Origin of the sequence: Micromonospora polyrhachis (assembly GCF_014203835.1) — a bacterium.
Lineage (GTDB): Bacteria > Actinomycetota > Actinomycetes > Mycobacteriales > Micromonosporaceae > Micromonospora_H > Micromonospora_H polyrhachis.
On record NZ_JACHJW010000001.1, the window covers coordinates 6489586 to 6506452 of the forward strand.

The 16867-nt window shown below is 71.3% G+C and carries 17 protein-coding genes; 7 read left to right on the forward strand and 10 right to left on the reverse strand.

Features of this window, described 5'->3' with window-relative positions:
- Positions 1-64: 64 nt before the first annotated feature.
- From FHR38_RS28665 to FHR38_RS28685, 5 genes are all read right to left on the reverse strand, one after another.
- A complete protein-coding gene (locus FHR38_RS28665) occupies positions 65-715 on the reverse strand; it encodes a hypothetical protein (protein ID WP_184538044.1) in 651 nt (216 codons plus the stop codon).
- Positions 712-3429 (reverse strand): FtsK/SpoIIIE domain-containing protein, encoded by a 2718-nt coding sequence (locus FHR38_RS28670; RefSeq protein WP_184538046.1) that lies wholly within the window; start codon positions 3427-3429, stop codon positions 712-714. The genes FHR38_RS28665 and FHR38_RS28670 overlap by 4 nt, the downstream gene beginning before the upstream one ends.
- Positions 3422-4291 carry a hypothetical protein gene (locus FHR38_RS28675; protein ID WP_184538048.1) on the reverse strand — a complete coding sequence of 290 codons (870 nt, stop codon included), beginning with the start codon at positions 4289-4291 and terminating at the stop codon, positions 3422-3424. Before FHR38_RS28675 ends, FHR38_RS28670 begins: the two co-directional genes overlap by 8 nt.
- A 6-nt stretch (positions 4292-4297) precedes the next feature.
- Positions 4298-4558: a hypothetical protein gene (locus tag FHR38_RS28680; RefSeq protein ID WP_184538050.1), complete on the reverse strand. Its 261-nt coding sequence runs from the start codon at positions 4556-4558 to the stop codon at positions 4298-4300.
- 271 nt (positions 4559-4829) lie between these two features.
- Complete coding sequence (locus FHR38_RS28685; protein WP_184538052.1) at positions 4830-5219, reverse strand: PIN domain-containing protein; 390 nt, start codon at positions 5217-5219, stop codon at positions 4830-4832.
- A 90-nt stretch (positions 5220-5309) separates the two neighbouring features.
- Between FHR38_RS28685 and FHR38_RS28690 the strand changes: the two genes are divergently transcribed.
- The 3 genes from FHR38_RS28690 to FHR38_RS28700 all read left to right on the forward strand — a co-directional run bounded on the left by FHR38_RS28690 (position 5310) and on the right by FHR38_RS28700 (position 8448).
- Positions 5310-7859, forward strand: coding sequence for an ATP-dependent Clp protease ATP-binding subunit (locus FHR38_RS28690; protein WP_184538054.1), 2550 nt, complete (start codon positions 5310-5312; stop codon positions 7857-7859).
- A gap of 62 nt (positions 7860-7921) precedes the next feature.
- On the forward strand, positions 7922-8098 hold the full coding sequence (locus FHR38_RS28695) for a hypothetical protein (RefSeq protein WP_184538057.1): 177 nt from the start codon (positions 7922-7924) through the stop codon (positions 8096-8098).
- Positions 8098-8448 (forward strand): DUF3140 domain-containing protein, encoded by a 351-nt coding sequence (locus tag FHR38_RS28700; protein WP_184538059.1) that lies wholly within the window; start codon positions 8098-8100, stop codon positions 8446-8448. Before FHR38_RS28695 ends, FHR38_RS28700 begins: the two co-directional genes overlap by 1 nt.
- A 61-nt stretch (positions 8449-8509) precedes the next feature.
- Here the strand turns inward: FHR38_RS28700 and FHR38_RS28705 are convergent, their stop codons facing one another.
- Positions 8510-8746: a hypothetical protein gene (locus FHR38_RS28705; protein WP_184538061.1), complete on the reverse strand. Its 237-nt coding sequence runs from the start codon at positions 8744-8746 to the stop codon at positions 8510-8512.
- A 421-nt stretch (positions 8747-9167) separates the two neighbouring features.
- On the opposite strand from FHR38_RS28705, the gene FHR38_RS28710 reads away from it, so the two are divergent.
- Positions 9168-10169, forward strand: a complete 1002-nt coding sequence (locus tag FHR38_RS28710) for a phosphotransferase (RefSeq protein ID WP_184538063.1) — start codon at positions 9168-9170, stop codon at positions 10167-10169.
- Here FHR38_RS28710 and FHR38_RS28715 read toward each other — a convergent pair.
- Complete coding sequence (locus FHR38_RS28715; RefSeq protein ID WP_184538065.1) at positions 10116-11144, reverse strand: LysR family transcriptional regulator; 1029 nt, start codon at positions 11142-11144, stop codon at positions 10116-10118. The two genes, FHR38_RS28710 and FHR38_RS28715, sit on opposite strands and share 54 nt — an antisense overlap.
- Before the next feature lie 114 nt (positions 11145-11258).
- Positions 11259-11948, reverse strand: a complete 690-nt coding sequence (locus tag FHR38_RS28720) for a hemerythrin domain-containing protein (protein WP_184538067.1) — start codon at positions 11946-11948, stop codon at positions 11259-11261.
- Between the two features lie 234 nt (positions 11949-12182).
- On the opposite strand from FHR38_RS28720, the gene FHR38_RS28725 reads away from it, so the two are divergent.
- Together FHR38_RS28725 and FHR38_RS28730 are read left to right on the forward strand one after the other, a co-directional pair.
- Complete coding sequence (locus FHR38_RS28725) at positions 12183-13511, forward strand: M20/M25/M40 family metallo-hydrolase (RefSeq protein WP_184538069.1); 1329 nt, start codon at positions 12183-12185, stop codon at positions 13509-13511.
- Between the two features lie 83 nt (positions 13512-13594).
- On the forward strand, positions 13595-14266 hold the full coding sequence (locus FHR38_RS28730; protein ID WP_184538071.1) for a hypothetical protein: 672 nt from the start codon (positions 13595-13597) through the stop codon (positions 14264-14266).
- 53 nt (positions 14267-14319) lie between these two features.
- Here the strand turns inward: FHR38_RS28730 and FHR38_RS28735 are convergent, their stop codons facing one another.
- Complete coding sequence (locus tag FHR38_RS28735) at positions 14320-14511, reverse strand: DUF5703 family protein (RefSeq protein ID WP_184538073.1); 192 nt, start codon at positions 14509-14511, stop codon at positions 14320-14322.
- An 82-nt stretch (positions 14512-14593) separates the two neighbouring features.
- Positions 14594-15565, reverse strand: a complete 972-nt coding sequence (locus FHR38_RS28740) for an aldo/keto reductase (RefSeq protein ID WP_184538076.1) — start codon at positions 15563-15565, stop codon at positions 14594-14596.
- Between the two features lie 168 nt (positions 15566-15733).
- On the opposite strand from FHR38_RS28740, the gene FHR38_RS28745 reads away from it, so the two are divergent.
- Positions 15734-16786 (forward strand): LLM class F420-dependent oxidoreductase, encoded by a 1053-nt coding sequence (locus FHR38_RS28745; RefSeq protein ID WP_184538078.1) that lies wholly within the window; start codon positions 15734-15736, stop codon positions 16784-16786.
- Positions 16787-16867 lie beyond the last annotated feature (81 nt).

A 16867-nucleotide genomic window follows, 5' to 3' on the forward strand; every position in this document is an offset into this window, starting at 1 on the left:
GGTGGTCTGAGCTGGGCACGTGGTGGTCTGAGCTGCGTGGTGGTCTGAGCTGGGCACGTGTTGGTCAGCGCAGCAGGGCGAAGAGCACGCCGGTGCCCACCAGCCCGGCGATCAGCACCACCGCCACCGGCCGGGGTCCGAGGACCGCATGCCGACGGTCGGCGAGCAGCTTCGCCGGTGCCAGCCCGACCAGTGGACCGAGTAGCGTCACCACCAGGGCCAGCACGGGCATTCCTACCGCCAGGTCCCCGCCATACCGGTCGCCGACCAGCCGTGCGGCCAGCCCCAGGGCGTACGCCGCCGCCGCCCCCAGGATGCCGAAGAGGGCCAGCAGTGGATGCGTCGAACTCGGCAACTCGTCAGGCTGCTTGGCCCGGTCGAGCAGTTGCCGAACCCCGTCCAACAGGGTGGCGGGATCGGCGGTCGCCCCCCGGGCGGGACCCGGCGGGCTGCCCAGCCGACGGGTGCCGGAGCCCAGCCGGCCACCGAGCACCTGCCAGAGGTGGGCCGCCTCGGCGTCGACGGTCTCGACCTCCTCGGCCGCTGCCGCCACCTCCGTCTCGGCCTGCCGGACCGCCGCCTGGGCCGTACGCAGCGCCCGCTCGGCGCCGACGCACTGGCGTTCGTACCAGGTCTCCGCCTCCGTGCGCTGGGCCTCGGCATGGGCGGCCACCTCGGCGAGCTGGCGGATCAGGCCGGCGTACGACCCGGTCACGACGACGGTCCATAGGGGATGATGGTCTGCCCGATCCGGTGTACCGCCCGATCGAAGAAGAGGCCCCGCCACGGCCGGGGATACCAGTCCGGCCCGCCGTTGCCCGGATAGAGGGATGAGGTCAACTCCCCGCCCTGCACGTCCAACGCCACCCAGGCACCGATCTGGTCGGTACGCGATGCCGGACCGCCCAGATCCGATCGCATCCGGGCCACGCCCCGCCACCAGGCCAGTACGTGGGTACGCCGCTCTGGACCGTTGTGCAGCACGTGCCGCAGGTGGTCCAGTCCGGAGCGCTGCCCCACCCGGGCGGAGAGTCGACCGGTCGCCGCGTCGACCGCGTAGAGCAGCAGGTAGTGCGGCTGCCCCAGAGCGGCGGCGTGGTCCAACCCGTCGGCTGTCTCGGCCATCAGCTCCGCGATCGTCTCCTCGTCGTACCAGGCGGCGTCGGCGTCCAACGCCTCGTAGAGCGAACGGGCCGAGCTGTCGGCGTCCGGGTCGAGGCAGGCGATGGAGAAGCGTGCGGTGCCGGGGCGGTGCTGGCGGGCCAGCGAGCGCGCGGCGGCGTCGAGCACGGCGCACGCCTCGTCCACCCGGGTACCGAGGACGGCCAGGTTACGGCCGGGGGCGCGGGGCAGTCGAAGCCCGGCCGACCGGGCCTGCACGTCGATGATTTCGCCGAGCAGGGCCACCGGGCCCCGGGCCGAGCCGGCCGCCCGGGTCGCTCCGACCTGCTCCGACCCGGCAGCGTCCAACGGACGCAACGCGGCAAAGTCGGGTGCGTCAACCAGCCGGGGGATCGCGTCACCGTCGAAGAGCCGGGCCGGTGCCGCGTCGGGCGGGCGCATCCGCCACAGCCGGTGCTGCAACTCGCTCCAGGTGCCCCAGTCGCTGGCCGACGGGATCCGGGCGACCTGGTTGCCCTCGACCATGCCGGACTCGGCATTGACCACGGCATGGTGCCGGGGCAGGGACTGGGCGGCGTCGTTGCGTTCGGCCAGGATCCGCAGCGCCTTGGGCAGCGCGATCCGCAGGGTGAACTGGGCGACCAGCGCCGGGCGACCCCAGAGCGCCTCGATGCCGCGTACGTCCTGCGAGGCCAGCACCAGGTGGATGCCCTGGGATCGGCCTCGGCGGGCCAAGTCCTCCAGCAGGTCGGCCGCTTCCCGGGCCATGGCGTCCCGGCCGGCGAGCAACATCTGGAACTCGTCCACCACGGCGACGATGCGTGGCCAGCGTCCCTCCGGGTCCACCGCCCGCAGTTCGGACAGTTTGGTGACCTCGTGCCGCTTGGCGGCGTCGGCTCGTCGGCGCAGCTCCTCGGCGAGGAAGCGCAGCAGGGCCAGCCCGAACTCCCGGTCGGTGTTGACGTTGATGCCGACCAGCCGCATGTGCGGCAGCCAGCTCGGGTCCCGCCGGCCCTGCGCGAACCGGGCGAAGGACACCCCCTCCTTGAAGTCGAGCAGATAGAACTCCAGCTCGTGGGGGGAGTAGCGGGCGGCCAGCGCACCGATCCAGGCGAAGATCAGATTCGTCTTGCCGGTGCCCGACGGGCCGCCGATCAGGGCGTGCGGCGGATAGTCCCCCAGGGTCAGCAGCACCGGTCGGCCCTGTGGACCGTCCCCGATCGGGGCGACCAGCGCGGTCGACGAATCCTCCTGCCACAGCTTGTCGTCCGGCGGCAGCAGGTCGGTGAAGGGGGCCGGGGGCGGGCCGGCGGCCACCTCCGTGGCGACCTGTCGACAGGTCTCGGTGACCAGGTGGGCCGGGGGCGGCGGGTCGAGGCGTACCGGCAGGCTGGTCGCCCCGCTGAAGGTGGTTACCTTCGGCCCCACCATCACCCGTTCGACGGTGGGTTCGTCGGGCAGCTCGATGCCCCGCACCACGAGGTGCACCCCGCAGGCCGCACCGGTACGGATCACCCGGTTGAGCTGGCTCCGTTCGTGCCGGGACGGTTCGTCGCCGCCAAGCAGCACCGCCACCCGCCACGGCTCGGGCCGCCGCCCGGTGGCGGCAGCCAGTTCCCGCAGGGAGGTGTACTCCCCGGCGAGTACCGTCTCGTTGATGCGCCGGATCTGGTCGGTGAGGTCGTCGAGCAGGTGGGCCAGGCCCCCCGGACCGACGAAGGTCAGTAGTCCGGCGGTGGACAGTGGTGCGAAGCCGGCCAGCCCGCCGCCGAGGTGCTCCGGGTCGTAGCCGATCAGCCGAAGCGCACCGGGCGTGGCCCGGCCCAGGGCCCGCAGCAGCAGGGCGGCCACGACCGTGTCGCAGCCGGTCCGGTCGGCCCCGCTGACGTGGACGTGGCCGTGGTCCAGCAGGGGGACCAGGGCCGGCACCGGCTCGGCACCGGGTAGAAGTACCGCACCGAGCCGGAGCCGGCCGGCGGCCTCACCGCGTACCGTCGGGGTGGGTTTCCAGTCCGGCCAGGCGGTGCTCGCGGCCCCGGGGGCCTCCTCGCCGGCCGCCTCGGCGGTCCGCCGGGCCAGCGCCGTGATCTGCGCGGCGTACTGCTCGTCGATCTCGGCGAGCCGGCGGTCCCGTTCCGCGCCGACCCGCTGGGGCAGGCGGTGGGCCGCCGCCCCGGTACGGGCCAGCCGGTCCCGGGCGGTGTCCAGATCCGATCGGGCTGCCGCCAGCCGGGCCCGGGTCGCGCCGAGGGCTTGCGAGAGCATGCCTCGGGTCCGGACCACGAGCTGCGTTCGTACGTCAGCCACGGGTCTCCTGAGTCGCTGCGGTGAGGGTCTCTTCGCTGCGGCCGAGTCGGCGCATCAGCAGACCGGTGAGCACACCGGCGGCGACCGCCGGGTCGGCCGGGTGCGGTTGGTCGTTCTGGTCCGGTGCGTTCTTTGGTGGTGGCATCCGGCAGACCCGGGTGAGCACCGTGTCGAGCACCGCCGGGGGTAGGCCCGGCAACAGGTCCTGCACGCCGCCGCGTACCTCGTCGCGCAGCTTGGGCAGGTCCTTGGCATGTGGCGGGTGGCCGAGCAGTTCGGCGGCCAGGTCCCGCAGGAATGGTGGGGCGACGGCGGCCAGGTTGAGCCCGACGTTGGCGTCCACGTCGCGTAACTCGGCGTGTAGGCGTCCCCGATCACCGGAGCGCACCTCGGTGGCGACCCGGCGTAGCAACTCCCCGGCGTCGGTGACCCGCTGGTTCGGCTCCGCGCCCGGGCTTTCCCGACCACCGGTCAGCTCGGCCACCCGGATCGCCCACCAGCGGCGTACCGTCCGTGACCCCCGACCGTCGGGCGCCCCACCCACCTCACCGGCGGGTGGGCCGTCCGCCCCCGGCCGCCGCTCGGCCACCGGCCCGGGCGCGCCGTCCTGCCCCAGCCCGATGGCGGCCAGATAGCTGGCCAACTGGTCCTGGGCGACCCGCAGGGCATGCCCGGCGGTCTCGGCGTGCTCGATGGCGGCGGAGAGCTCTGGCACGCCCATCGGGTCGGCCGACTCCTGCCGCACCCAACGCAACCGCTCCGAGGCCTGCCCGAGCCGCTCCAACGTCGTCAGCACCAGCGCCACGGGCAGTTCGTCGGAGGTGGCCCGGACCTGCGCTCCCAGCTCCTCGATAATCGACATGATGGCTCACAACGTCGATACGTAGAGCTGTGCCTGCTCGACCGCGGCCAGCGTCGCAGCGAGGCATTCCTCCAGCTCTTGGCCGGCCTGCGACAGTGAGGCCTGGGCAGCGTTGACCGTCTCGTGGCCGCTGCCCTCCAAGGCACCGGCCAGGGTTTGCTGTGCCTCGGTCAGCTTCTCGCTGGCCGCCTGCACGGCGGTCTGCCCTTCACCGATCTGTTGCAGGGCGGCATCGATGGCAGCCTTGAGCTCGGCGACGCTCGCCACGACGAAACCTCCTGGGGGCGGGGAGGACTCTCGGTAGAGCGTATCCCCATCGGGGCGATCGGCCATTCCTGGGGTGTTCCAGCCCTGCTGTCCGTTCTGCGCTGCCGATCTCCCGCACGATAGAGGTCGAGGTCGAGCCGGTGGGGGATCGGCGAGCCGGCGACAGAGTCGGATCTCCGACACTTTCGCCGCTGCCGCTGCCGCTGCCGCTGCCGCTGCCGCTGCCGCTGCCCGGCCAGCGGGCCGGCGGGCCGGCGGGCGGCGCGGCGGATTACGGGCGGAGCCACCGCGGCCCCCGAACCGCCGCGTGTAGCGCGGTGACCCGGTCCCGCAGCAGCCGGTCCGCGGTGACCACCACGCAGTGCCGCCCCTCGGCCGTGGCCTGGACCAGCTCGACGATCGCGTCGTCACCGGAGCCCTCGGCGGCGACCACCCGGACCTCGGGGGTGGGTGGGACGCCCCGGGCCACCCCCTCCACCACGAGCACCACCTCGACCGGCGGTGGCAATCCGGGCAGGCCGGCGCGGGCGACCGGGGCCAGCGCGTCCCGCAGCCGTACGGTGGCGCCAGCCCGGTCCCGCCACCACCCGTCAGGCCGCGAACCCACGACGTTCGCGGCATCCACGACCAGAAGCGGCAACAGCTGTGGCTCGGTGTCCATGCGCCCCAGCCTGCCACCGGCGGCACGTTTGTCGGTCCAACCGCCGGGTAGCCCACGCCGACCGTATGTGCCGGTGAGGGGGGCAGCTTCATGACGCAGGGACCTGGTGACCTCGGATCCGACCCGTGGGACGAGTTCCTGGCCCGGTACTTCGGTCGCATGGAGGGCCGTCGCCCGGCGCAGCGGGTGGACATCACCCGGCTGATGACCGCCGACGCCAGGGAACTGCTCGCCGACGCCGCCCGGCGGGCCGCCCAGGCGCGCAGTACCGACCTGGACACCGACCATCTGCTCTGGGCGGCACTGCAACGGGAACCGCTGCGGGACCTGATCCGGCGGGCCGGGGCCGATCCGGACACGTTGCTCGCCGCACTCGGTGGCCCCAAGGGGGGCGAGCCGGCGCCGCCCGGTGACTTCCCGGCGAACCTGTCGTTGACCCCGGCGGCGAAACGAGCGCTGCTCGATGCCCACCAGCTGTCCCGGGCGATGGGCGCGTCGTACATCGGTCCGGAGCACATCCTGATGGCGTTGCCGCTCAATCCCGAGTCTCCCGCCGGGCGGATGCTCGCATCCAGCCGGGTGCAGCCGCAGTCGTTGCAGGCCGCCGGGTCGGAACGGGGGGCACCGGCCGCCAAGCCGGACCGGGGCACGCCGACGCTGGACCAGTACGGCCAGGACCTGACCGACCTGGCCCGGGCCGACCAGATCGACCCGGTGATCGGCAGGGCCGACGAGATCGAGCAGGCGGTGGAGATCCTGTCCCGACGTACGAAGAACAACCCGGTGCTGATCGGCGAGGCCGGGGTCGGCAAGACCGCGATCGTGGAGGGACTGGCCGAGCGGATCATCGACGGGGACGTCCCGCAGACGCTGCTGGGCAAGCGGGTGGTCCAACTCGACCTGGCCGGTCTGGTCGCCGGCACCCGCTATCGAGGTGATTTCGAGGAACGGCTGAAGAAGGTCATCGACGAGATCCGGGCGCACGGCGACGAGCTGATCGTCTTCCTGGACGAGATGCACACGCTGGTCGGCGCGGGCGGTGGCGGTGGCGAGGGCGGCATGGACGCCAGCAACATGCTCAAGCCGGCCCTGGCCCGGGGTGACCTGCGGGTGGTCGGTGCCACCACGCTCAATGAGTACCGCAGGTACATCGAGAAGGACGCGGCGCTGGCCCGGCGGTTCCAGCCGGTGCTGGTGCCGGAGCCGTCGGTGGACGACACGATCACCATCCTGCGCGGGCTGCGGGACCGCTACGAGGCGCACCACCAGGTCCGGTTCACCGACGAGGCGCTGGTCGCCGCGGCGGAGCTGTCCGACCGGTACATCGCCGACCGGTTCCTGCCGGACAAGGCCATCGACCTGATCGACCAGGCGGGCGCCCGGGTGCGGTTGCGTACCCGGACCCCGGCCGGTGACGTCCGGGAACTGGAGCAGGAGCTGGAGGAGGTGCGCCGGGACAAGGACCAGGCGGTCGCCGACGAGCAGTACGAGCGGGCCTCGGAACTGCGGGACCGGTTGCAGCGGTTGCAGGAGCGGATCGAGGCGGCCCAGCAGGGCAACGGCGGCAACGGCGTACCCAAGGTGCAGCCGCAGGAGATCGCCGAGGTGGTCTCCCGGGCCACCGGCATCCCGGTCAGCCAGCTCACCGAGGAGGAGCGGGACCGGTTGCTGCGGCTGGAGGGGCACCTGCACGAGCGGGTCATCGGGCAGGACGAGGCCGTCTCGGCCGTCGCCGAGGCGGTCCGCCGCTCGCGTACCGGGCTGGCCGATCCGGACCGTCCGATGGGCAGCTTCCTGTTCCTCGGGCCGACCGGGGTGGGCAAGACGGAGCTGGCCCGGGCGTTGGCCGAGGCGCTGTTCGGCGAGGCCGACCGGATGGTCCGGCTGGACATGAGCGAGTTCCAGGAACGGCACACGGTAAGCCGGTTGGTCGGTGCCCCGCCCGGCTACGTCGGGTACGAGGAGGCGGGCCAGCTCACCGAGGCGGTGCGCCGTCGCCCGTACGCGGTGGTGCTGCTCGACGAGATCGAGAAGGCGCACGTGGACGTCTTCAACATCCTGTTGCAGGTGCTGGACGAGGGATGGCTCACCGACAGTCAGGGCCGGACGGTCAGCTTCCGCAACACCGTACTGATCATGACGAGCAACCTCGGCTCCGAGTTGATCACCGGCACCCAGCGCAGCGTCGGGTTCGGTGGGGACGGCAGCGAGCAGCAGGAGAGCGCCGAACTGCGGGAACGCCTGATGCGTCGGTTGCAGGAGCAGTTCCGTCCCGAGTTCCTCAACCGGATCGACGAGATCATCATCTTCCGCCGGTTGGAGACCCAGCAGTTGCGGCAGATCACCGAACTGCTGTTGGAGGAGACCCGGCGGCGACTGCACGCACAGGACATCGTCGTGGAGTTCACCCCGGACGGGGTGGACTGGATCGCCGAGCACGGACACCAGCCGGAGTTCGGTGCCCGGCCGTTGCGCCGGACCATCCAGCGGGAGGTGGACAACCGGCTGTCGCGGATGCTGCTCGACGGAAGTCTGTCACCCGGGCAGCGGGTCACCGTTGACGCCCGGGACGGGGCGCTGGCGCTCGACGTGTTTTCGGGGGAACGGACGGACCGCAGCGCGGCGGCGGCGAGCGGCTGACGCTGACGGCCCCGACCCTTCCCGCTGACGGCCTCGCGACCCGCTGACGAGAGGAGTACGACGTGACGGCACCCGAGGAAGAGCACGAGAAGAGCCGCAAGACCGACGCGGTACTGCGCCCGCCGAGTTCGGCCAGCCCGGCCGAGAGTAGGAAGGTGCAGCCGAAAGCCGCCGTCGAGGTGGAGTGGAACGAAGGCGAGCCGGTGGAGCCCACGCCGGCCCCCCGGGAGGAGCGGTGATGGTACGGGAAAGCCGTATCGAACCGGAGGTGGAGGAGCTGTGGGACGAGTTCCACAGCTGTGTCAACGTCACCTCCGAGCAGCTACGTACCTGGTTGATGGTGCAGGGGTCCGGGCCGGAGGCATTCGAGCCGGAACCGCATCTGGGCCTGCCCGAACCGGGCCGGCACATCCTCGCCATCCTCGGGAAGCGCAAGGTCGACCTCACCCCCGAGGACATCCAGGTGATGCGGGAGACCGTCGTGGAGATCCAGGACCTGATCGAGACGCGCCCGGAGGAGGGGTCGCGTAACGAGCAGTGGCGGCACTCCCTGATGAACCTCGGCCACGATCCGCTCAACGAGCGGTGACCCTGGCCGGACGAGCGGTGATTCCAGCCGGCCTGTGCGCGTCGGGGGCCGGCTGGGCTGCTTACTCGGCGGTACCCACGCTCTGGATTTCCAGGCCAGCGGCCGTCGCGGCAGCCTGCCGTTCGGCGCGGATCAGTTCCTCGCGGGCGATCAGGGCGGCGTACTCGGCGATGTCCATCGGAGTAGGCAGCGCCGGCAGGCGGGTGAGGAAGTCCTCCACGTCCTGGGAGGCGGCGGTGTGCGCGGCGGCGATCTGGCGTGCGGTGTCCCGGTCGTCGGGCTGGTACAGGTCGGTCATGCCCGGTGGCTACCCAGTATCGGCCGATTCGCACCCCTACACTGCTGGTCCTGTGCCGGTCAACGTCGCCGGCTGGAGTACTAGATTTCCGGCATGGCGATCGAATGGCATACCCGAATCACGTTCCTGCTTCGGAGGCCGTCGATCTGACGTACGTCCCGTGTGAATCGGTCGGGCTGCCTGGCGAGAATCGCCGCGAGGCGCCGCCACATGACCTGCCTGACCTATTTGGGCCAGGTCAGATGCATCAGACCTGGGATCTCATCGAGCCGTGCGATCCGCCAGATGACGTTTGAGGATTACGCCTGCCATCTGATAGCGGCATGTTCGTGCTGGGGGACACGTCTCCGACCGCATTCAGGTGGGGCCGACGTGGCGAGGGCACCGGTGCCGGGAGCCGGTCTGGGTATGCTCCAGGTCGATGTCTCCCGCTCCGAGCGCGCACGTCGTCGCCCGTGCCTTCCGGTTGGCTGATCCGACCGGCCCGCTGCTCCCCGTCCGGTACGTCAGTAGCGAGACCTGGCGGCTGGACACCCGTCGGGGGCGGTACTTCGTCAAGCGACTGGTCGTCGACGGTTGGCGGGACCAGCTCGATCGAGCCATGGCCTTCGAGCTTCGGGCCCGCGCGGCGGGCATCCGTACACCGGAGGCGATCGAGCCGGCGGACCCGGCCTGGGGACTGGCCGCCGATCTCGGTGACGGCCAGGGCGTGGTCCGGGTGCACACCTGGCTGGAGGGTGCCACGGCCGACCCGGAGGCCGACCTGTCCCACTGGTACGGAGCCACGCTGGCCGCCCTGCACGGCCTGGAGCCGGCGGGGGAGCGTCGTACCGATGGGATGTGGCCACTGTGGTACGGCGTCGAGCCGCCGCAGCGGTGGGCGGACTGGCTCGCCGCCGGGGTGCGGCAGGGGCGGGTCTGGGCTCCGGTGCTCAAGGAGCGACTGACGCTGGTCCTCGACCTGACCAGGCGGATCGAGGCGGCCTACCGGGCGGTGGACGACCACGTGGTGACCCACCGCGACGTGCTGCCGCACAACGTGCTGGTGCCGGCCGACGGCGGGCCGGTGCTCATCGACTGGGACACCGCCGGTCCGGACAGCGCCACCCTGGAGACCGCCGGTGCCCTCTACGACTACGCCCGGCATGGCACCGGCACGGAACCGGAGCCGGGCCGGTTCACTGCTGCGCTCGCCGTCTATCGGGCTCACGGGGGAGTCGTCCAGCCCAGTGAGTTCCCGCTCGCCCGGCGGCTGGGCGTACACCTGGCGCGCTGTGCCGAGCGGATCCGGGTGACCCTCGGTGTCGAGCCGGCCGGCTCGATCGATATCCGGGCTGCGGAGACCCACGTCGCCCAGCGGCTCGCCGCCCTACCGGAGTTCTCGACCAGCCTGTTCCGCTGGTCGCGACACCTGACCGGATGACTGGCCGGCCGCCGCCGGCTGTCGTACCCCGAAATCGGGGTGGTGTCGCAGCCAGGCCAGGTAGGGCGGGTTCCCGGCCAGGGTGTCGCGGTAGGCGGCCATTGCGTGTGCCAGCACCCGGTTGGCGGTCGGGGCGGCGGGCGCCTCCGGATGCCAGCCGAGCAGTAGCCGCCAACGCAGCGGCACACCGGCCAACGGACGGGTCACCAGCCCGGCCACCGGCCGGAAGGTGGCCTGGCACAATGCCACCGCGCCACCGGCGTCGACCAGGTCCACACATCCGCGTACGTCGGTTTCGTACATCCGGCGGGGTGTGAAGCCGGCCCGGGCGCAGGCGGCGGCGAAGCAGTCCCCGAAACAACCGTCGCCGGGGGCGGCCACCCACCGCTCGGATTCCAGCGCGCCCAGGGGGATCTCCTCCCGTACGGCCAGCGGATGCTGCTCGGGCAGCAGGACGAAGACCGGGTCCACCGCCACCGTGCGCCAGATCAGGCCGGACTCGGCGGACGGGGTGGCGTCGCCGCAGACCCCGGCCAGGGCGTAGTCCAACCGGCCGCTGAGCACGAGTTGGGCCAGTTCGTCGACGGACCATGATGCGTAGGTGCTGACCTGGGTATGCGGCTGCTCGGTGGTGAGCCGATGCACCAGTCGACCGAGGATCGGGCTGTTGACGCCGCCGAACCGGTAGCGGCTCATCGTCGAGCCGGCACCGGCCAGCCGGGCCGCCTCGTCCTGCAGTCCTTTCATGGCCGGCAACAACACCCGCGCCCGGGCCAGCACGAGTTCACCGAGGGCGGTGGGGCGGGCGCCGCGCCGGTCCCGTTCGAAGAGGGCACCACCGAGAGTGCGCTCGATGCGTTGGAGCTGCGCGGTGAGCGCCGGTTGGGCCAGCCCAAGGCTGGAGGCAGCCTTGGTCACACTGCCGGTCTCCGCGATCGCACAGACCACCTTCAGGTGCCGTAGCTCCAGGTTCATAGCGTGACGTTAGGACCGCGACGAGATCCATTGAAAGACTTTCGTCTATGAAAGATCCGCTGAAAGAAAGTGGAAGAACAATCGTGGGGCTGCCCGGGTTCAGCTGGACCGCCGTCAGGTGGTGCGCAGGTTCCGCTCTGACCGGCCGTCGGTGACCGTCGACTCCGACGCGTCGTCGTCGGCCAGGTCCTCGGCGTACGTGGGCCGACCGGTCACCGCGTCGCGGACCTTGTCGACCACCCCCAACGCCGGATCCACGAGCTTGTTCCAGTGTGGGCTGTTCGGCACGTCCGGGTGTGGCCGGGTCGGTGCCGCCTCCTCGGCGATCTCCACCCGGTTGCCCAGCCGGATCAGCTCCGCCTCGCTGGCACCGGCCCGCAAACCGGGGAAGATGTCCTGGGTCGCTGCGGTCACGTGGCGGTGCACCTCGCCGGCCACCCGCTCGGCGAGCCGCCCGAACTCCAGCTCGTCCGGATCACTGTCCAGCAGTTCCTGAAGTGCGTCCTCCATCGCCCTATCCGCACCGGCCTGCCGGTCGACCACCGCCGCGCCGTCGCCGACCACCGCCCGTACGGCGGGGTGGAGGTACTGCTGCTCGGCCGACAGATGCCGGGTCAGCGTCGCGGCCACCACCTCGGCCACCTCACGGCGGCGCTCGACGGAGGTGCCAGCATCGGTCAGCTCCCGGCAGAGGGCGACGATCTGTTCGTGCTCCTCGGTGAGGATGTCGAGCACGCTGCGTCCGCCAGGTCGGTACGACTCGTCGTCGCCGATCGGCGGCAGCGGAGGCAGGGGGACGGTCATGGAGGTCTCCTTCACCGGTCCATGGCGGTCGCGCCGGCCATGGAGGTCGCGGGCTGTCGATGGACTCTAGGGCGTCGTGGTTGCCTGTGTCGGGTCGGCGCACCGGCCGGGTGGCGCGGCCTGCTGCCGGTACCCGTACCCGTGATCGATGAAACCAGCGCCGCCGCCGAGGCAGCTGGTCACGAGACTGTCGCGAGTTCTGTCCGACACCGCGGGCAATGGTATGAAGACGGCATGACCAGTCATGCCGCGCCCACCGGCCCGAAGGCCGTCGACGAGGTCGTCGACCTCTGTCGGGATCTGCTCCGCATCGACACCAGTAACACCGGGGACAACGCCACCAGCGCTGGCGAGCGGGCCGCCGCCGAGTACGTTGCCGAGAAGCTCGCCGAGGTCGGCGTCGAGTCCCGGATCCACGAGTCGGCTCCCGGCCGGGCCAACCTGGTCGCCCGGATTCCCGGCGTCGACTCCAGCCGAGGTGCGCTCCTGGTGCACGGCCATCTGGACGTGGTGCCGGCCGACGCCGACGAATGGTCTGTGCACCCCTTCTCCGGTGAGATCCGCGACGGCTACCTCTGGGGTCGGGGCGCGATCGACATGAAGGACTTCGACGCGATGGTGCTCGCCGTCGTCCGGGACTGGCAACGCACCGGGGTACGCCCGCCCAGGGACATCGTGCTCGCCTACACCGCCGACGAGGAGGCCGGCAGCGAGTACGGCGCCCACTTCCTCGTCGAACGGCATCCCGAGCTGTTCGACGGGTGCACCGAGGCGATCGGCGAGGTGGGTGGCTTCTCGTACTCGGTCAACGACGACCTACGGCTCTATCTCATCGAGACCGCGGAGAAGGGGCTGGACTGGCTGCGTCTGCACGCCCGGGGACGCCCGGGACACGGTTCGATGGTGCACGACGACAACGCCGTGACCGCGTTGGCCGAGGCGGTCGCCCGGGTCGGCCGCCACCGGTTCCCGGTGGTGGTGACGCCCACCGTACGGGCCTTCCTGACCGAGGTCTCCGACGCCCTCGGCATCGAACTCGACCCGGACGATCCGGAGACGGCGATCGCCAAGCTCGGTCCGATCGCGAACATCATCGGCGCGACCATCCGCAACACCGCCAACCCGACCCGACTGGACGCGGGCTACAAGGACAACGTGATTCCGAGCCGGGCCACCGCCACCATCGACTGCCGCAGCCTGCCTGGGCAGTCGGAACTCCTGCTGGAACAGTTGCGCGCGGTGATCGGACCGGATCTGGAGGTGGAGTACATCCACCGGCAGCCGGCGTTGGAGACCACTTTCGACGGAGCCCTGGTGGAGGCGATGTCGGCGGCATTGCGCGCCGAGGATCCGGGTGCCCGGGCGGTGCCGTACATGCTCTCCGGTGGCACCGACGCCAAGGCGTTCCACCGGTTGGGGATCCGCTGCTTCGGCTTCGCGCCGCTGCGGCTCCCTGCGGACCTCAACTTTTCCGCCTTGTTCCATGGCGTTGACGAGCGGGTACCGGTGGACGGGCTACAGTTCGGCGTGCGGGTGCTCGACCGGTTCCTGCGCAACAGTTGACCAACCGGGCTACGTGGTAGTCGGCCAGCTACGTGGTAGTCGGCCAGCGGCCCGCGAACTCGCGACGAAGGGACTGCAACACAATGACCGACCAGCACGCCGAGCTGGACGCCGCTCTGGAACGTGTCGTCGAGGCCGCCCGGGCGCACCTGGCCGCGGTCAAGGCTGCCCAGGGCCGGATCGACGACGACGACGTCTGGCAGGCGTACGTCGCCTTCAACAACGCGTCGTACGAGTACGACGAGCGGCTGCTCGACGAATTCGGTGAGGTCACCCCGTGGGACGTCGAGGTGATCGACCCGGAGGAGGCCGACGCGCGGCTCGGTGTCGGCCTCGGAGGGGTGGACGGTACCGAACCGACCGACCCGCATCCGCAGGTGCTCTCGGTGCGTCAGCGCCGCGACTACCGGGTACCCAGCGTCGCGGCACTGATCCGGGTGGCGGAGGCGGCCCGTCGGGCGGGTGCCCCCGACGAGGATGTGTCGGAGCCGATCGAGGGGGTCGGTGAGGCGGTGCTGGAGCTGTTGCAGGTGGGCGATGGCTCGCTCGGTGCTCTGGACATCCCGGAGTTGGAGCCGCTCGACGGGGTGGTGATGGTCAGCGAGGTCGGGGCGCCGTTGGATCTGGAATCCTTCGATGACGACGACAGCGCCGGCCCGTTCCAGCCGGGTAGCGGCGACCGGCTCGTCGGCCGGCTCGACGAGCACCCGTTCCTGCCCTCTGCCGAGGATGCCGAGGACGAGCGGATCGGCTGACCGACCGTCTCGGGTTCGTCACGGAACGCCGGCTCTGGCGGGATTGCGCCCGACTAGTAGGAGAGGCCCGGTTGCGACTTGTTGACCAGCCGACGGCGGAGCACCACCTGACGGGTGCCGTCGCGGAAGAGTCGTACCCGGGCTAACTCCCAGCCCGAGAACTCGGCCTGGATCGCCAACTGCGCCGCTGCGGTCATCCGATCGACGTTGGGTGGTAGCCGCAGCGGCGCGTATTCGTAGTCCATGCCGCTATCCTGCCCACCGCTGGCGAGCGGCACCAGTCCTTCTGTCAGGGCAAAACTGGACGATGCTCACCTATCGCAGGGCTTACCCGTCCCGCTCGGGATAGCCGACCGGCACCGCCGACACGTCGTCCAGGGCCCGGGAGATCTCGGCCGGCAGCGTCATCTGTTCGACCTGCAACGCGCCGAGGAGTTGCCCCACCGTACGGGCACCGAGGATCGGGGCGACCACCCCTGGCCGGTCCCGCACCCAGGCGAGGGCGACCTCCAGCGGGGAGACGCCCAGTCCGCCGGCGGCCGTGGCGACCGCCTCCACGATGCTGGAGCAGCGCGGCTCCAGGTAACCGGCGACGAAGCGCTCGAAGTGCGGCGAGGCGGCGCGCGAGTCAGCCGGCCGGCCGTGCCGGTACTTGCCGGTGAGCACTCCACGGCCCAGCGGCGACCAGGGGAGCACCCCCAGGCCCAGGTCCGCGCAGGCGGGCAGCACCTCCCGCTCGATCCCTCGTTCGAGCAGGGAGTACTCCACCTGAGTGGCGACCACCGGTGCCCGACCGGGGAATGCGGCCTGCCAGGTGGCCGCCCGGGCGGTCTGCCAGCCGGAGAAGTTCGACACCCCCACGTAGCGGACCCGTCCGCTGGCCACCGCGTGGTCCAGTGTTGCCAGGGTCTCCTCCAGCGGAGTGTCCGGGTCGTAGCCGTGGACCTGCCACAGGTCGACGTGGTCGGTGCCGAGCCGACGCAGTGACGCGTCGAGGGTGCGCAGCAGGTGGCCCCGTGAGCCGTCCCGCCGCCGGGCGGGGCCCGGCCGGAGCCCGGCCTTGGTGGCGATCAGCAGGTCATCCCGGGGCGCCAGGGCACCCACCAGAGACCCGAGTACGGACTCCGCCTCACCGTCGCTGTAGACGTCGGCGGTGTCGACCAGATTGCCCCCTGCGTCCAGAAAACTCCTCAGCTGGGCGGCCGCGTCGTCGGCGTCGGTGTCCCGTCCCCAGGTCATGGTGCCGAGTCCGAGCCGCGAAACCGCCAGCCCGCTTCGGCCGAGCGGTCGTTGTTGCATGGGTGAACCTTATTCAGCCGGAGCCCTCAGCGACATCCGCGCTCCCGCTGAACTGGGCCGGTTCGCATGCTTCGTCGGACATCGGACCATACTCGGCGGATCCGACCGGCCGTCAGGCGAGCATTTGTGATTGCGTAACCTGGATCGACCGGCGGATCGGGAGGTCTCATGCGACTCGGGCTCAGTCTCGGCTATCAGACGGCGTGGAGCACTCCCGCCGACCACCTGGCTCTCGCGCAGGAGGCCGACCGGCTCGGCTACTCGGTGGTGTGGGCCGCCGAGGCGTACGGCTCGGACTCGCCGAGCATGCTCGCCTGGCTGGCCGGGCAGACGCAACGGATCGACGTGGGTAGCGCGGTGATGCAGATCCCGGCCCGTACGCCCGCGGCCACCGCGATGACCGCCGCCACCATCGACACCGTCTCCGGCGGCCGGTTCCGGCTCGGCCTCGGCGTATCCGGGCCGCAGGTCTCCGAGGGCTGGCACGGCGTACGGTTCGCCAAGCCGCTGGCCCGCACCCGGGAGTACGTCGACATCGTCAAGTTGGCGCTCAGCCGAAAGAAGGTCGAGTACGACGGCGAGCACTACACGTTGCCCCTGCCCGACGGTCCGGGCAAGGCGCTGCGGCTGGGCTTCCACCCGCCCCGGGAGCAGATCCCCATCTACCTGGCCGCCGTCGGGCCGAAGAACCTGGAGCTGGCCGGTGAGATCGCCGACGGCTGGCTGGCCATCTTCTACGCACCCGAGTTCGCCGCCGAACACCTGGCCTCCGTCACCGCCGGTCGGGCGCGGGCCGGTCGAGAGCTGGCCGGCTTCGACGTCGTGCCGAGCGTGCCGGTGGTGGTCGGCGAGGACATCGCCCAGTGCGCCGAGTTGGTCCGCTGGTACGCGGCGCTCTACGTGGGCGGCATGGGCAGCCGGAAGCAGAACTTCTACAACCAGCTCGCCACCCGGATGGGCTACGGGGACGCCGCTCGCGAGGTCCAGGATCTCTACCTTTCCCAGCAGCAGCGGGACGCGGCGGCGGCGGTGCCACTGGAGTTCATCGACCGCACCTCGCTGCTGGGCCCGAAGGAGCGCATCGCCGAGCGGATGCGGGCCTATGCCGAGTCCGGGGTCACCACGCTGTCCCTGACCCTCTTCGCGGCCGACCGGGACAGTGGAATCCAGACCCTGCGGACCTGCGCGGAGGCGCTGGACCTGGCCGGGGTCGGCGACTGACCCCACCTGGCTTCGACGTTTGGCAGGGCCCCTTGTTATCGCTTTCTGCCTTGGAAGGGGCCCTTCCTGACAGCTGACCGA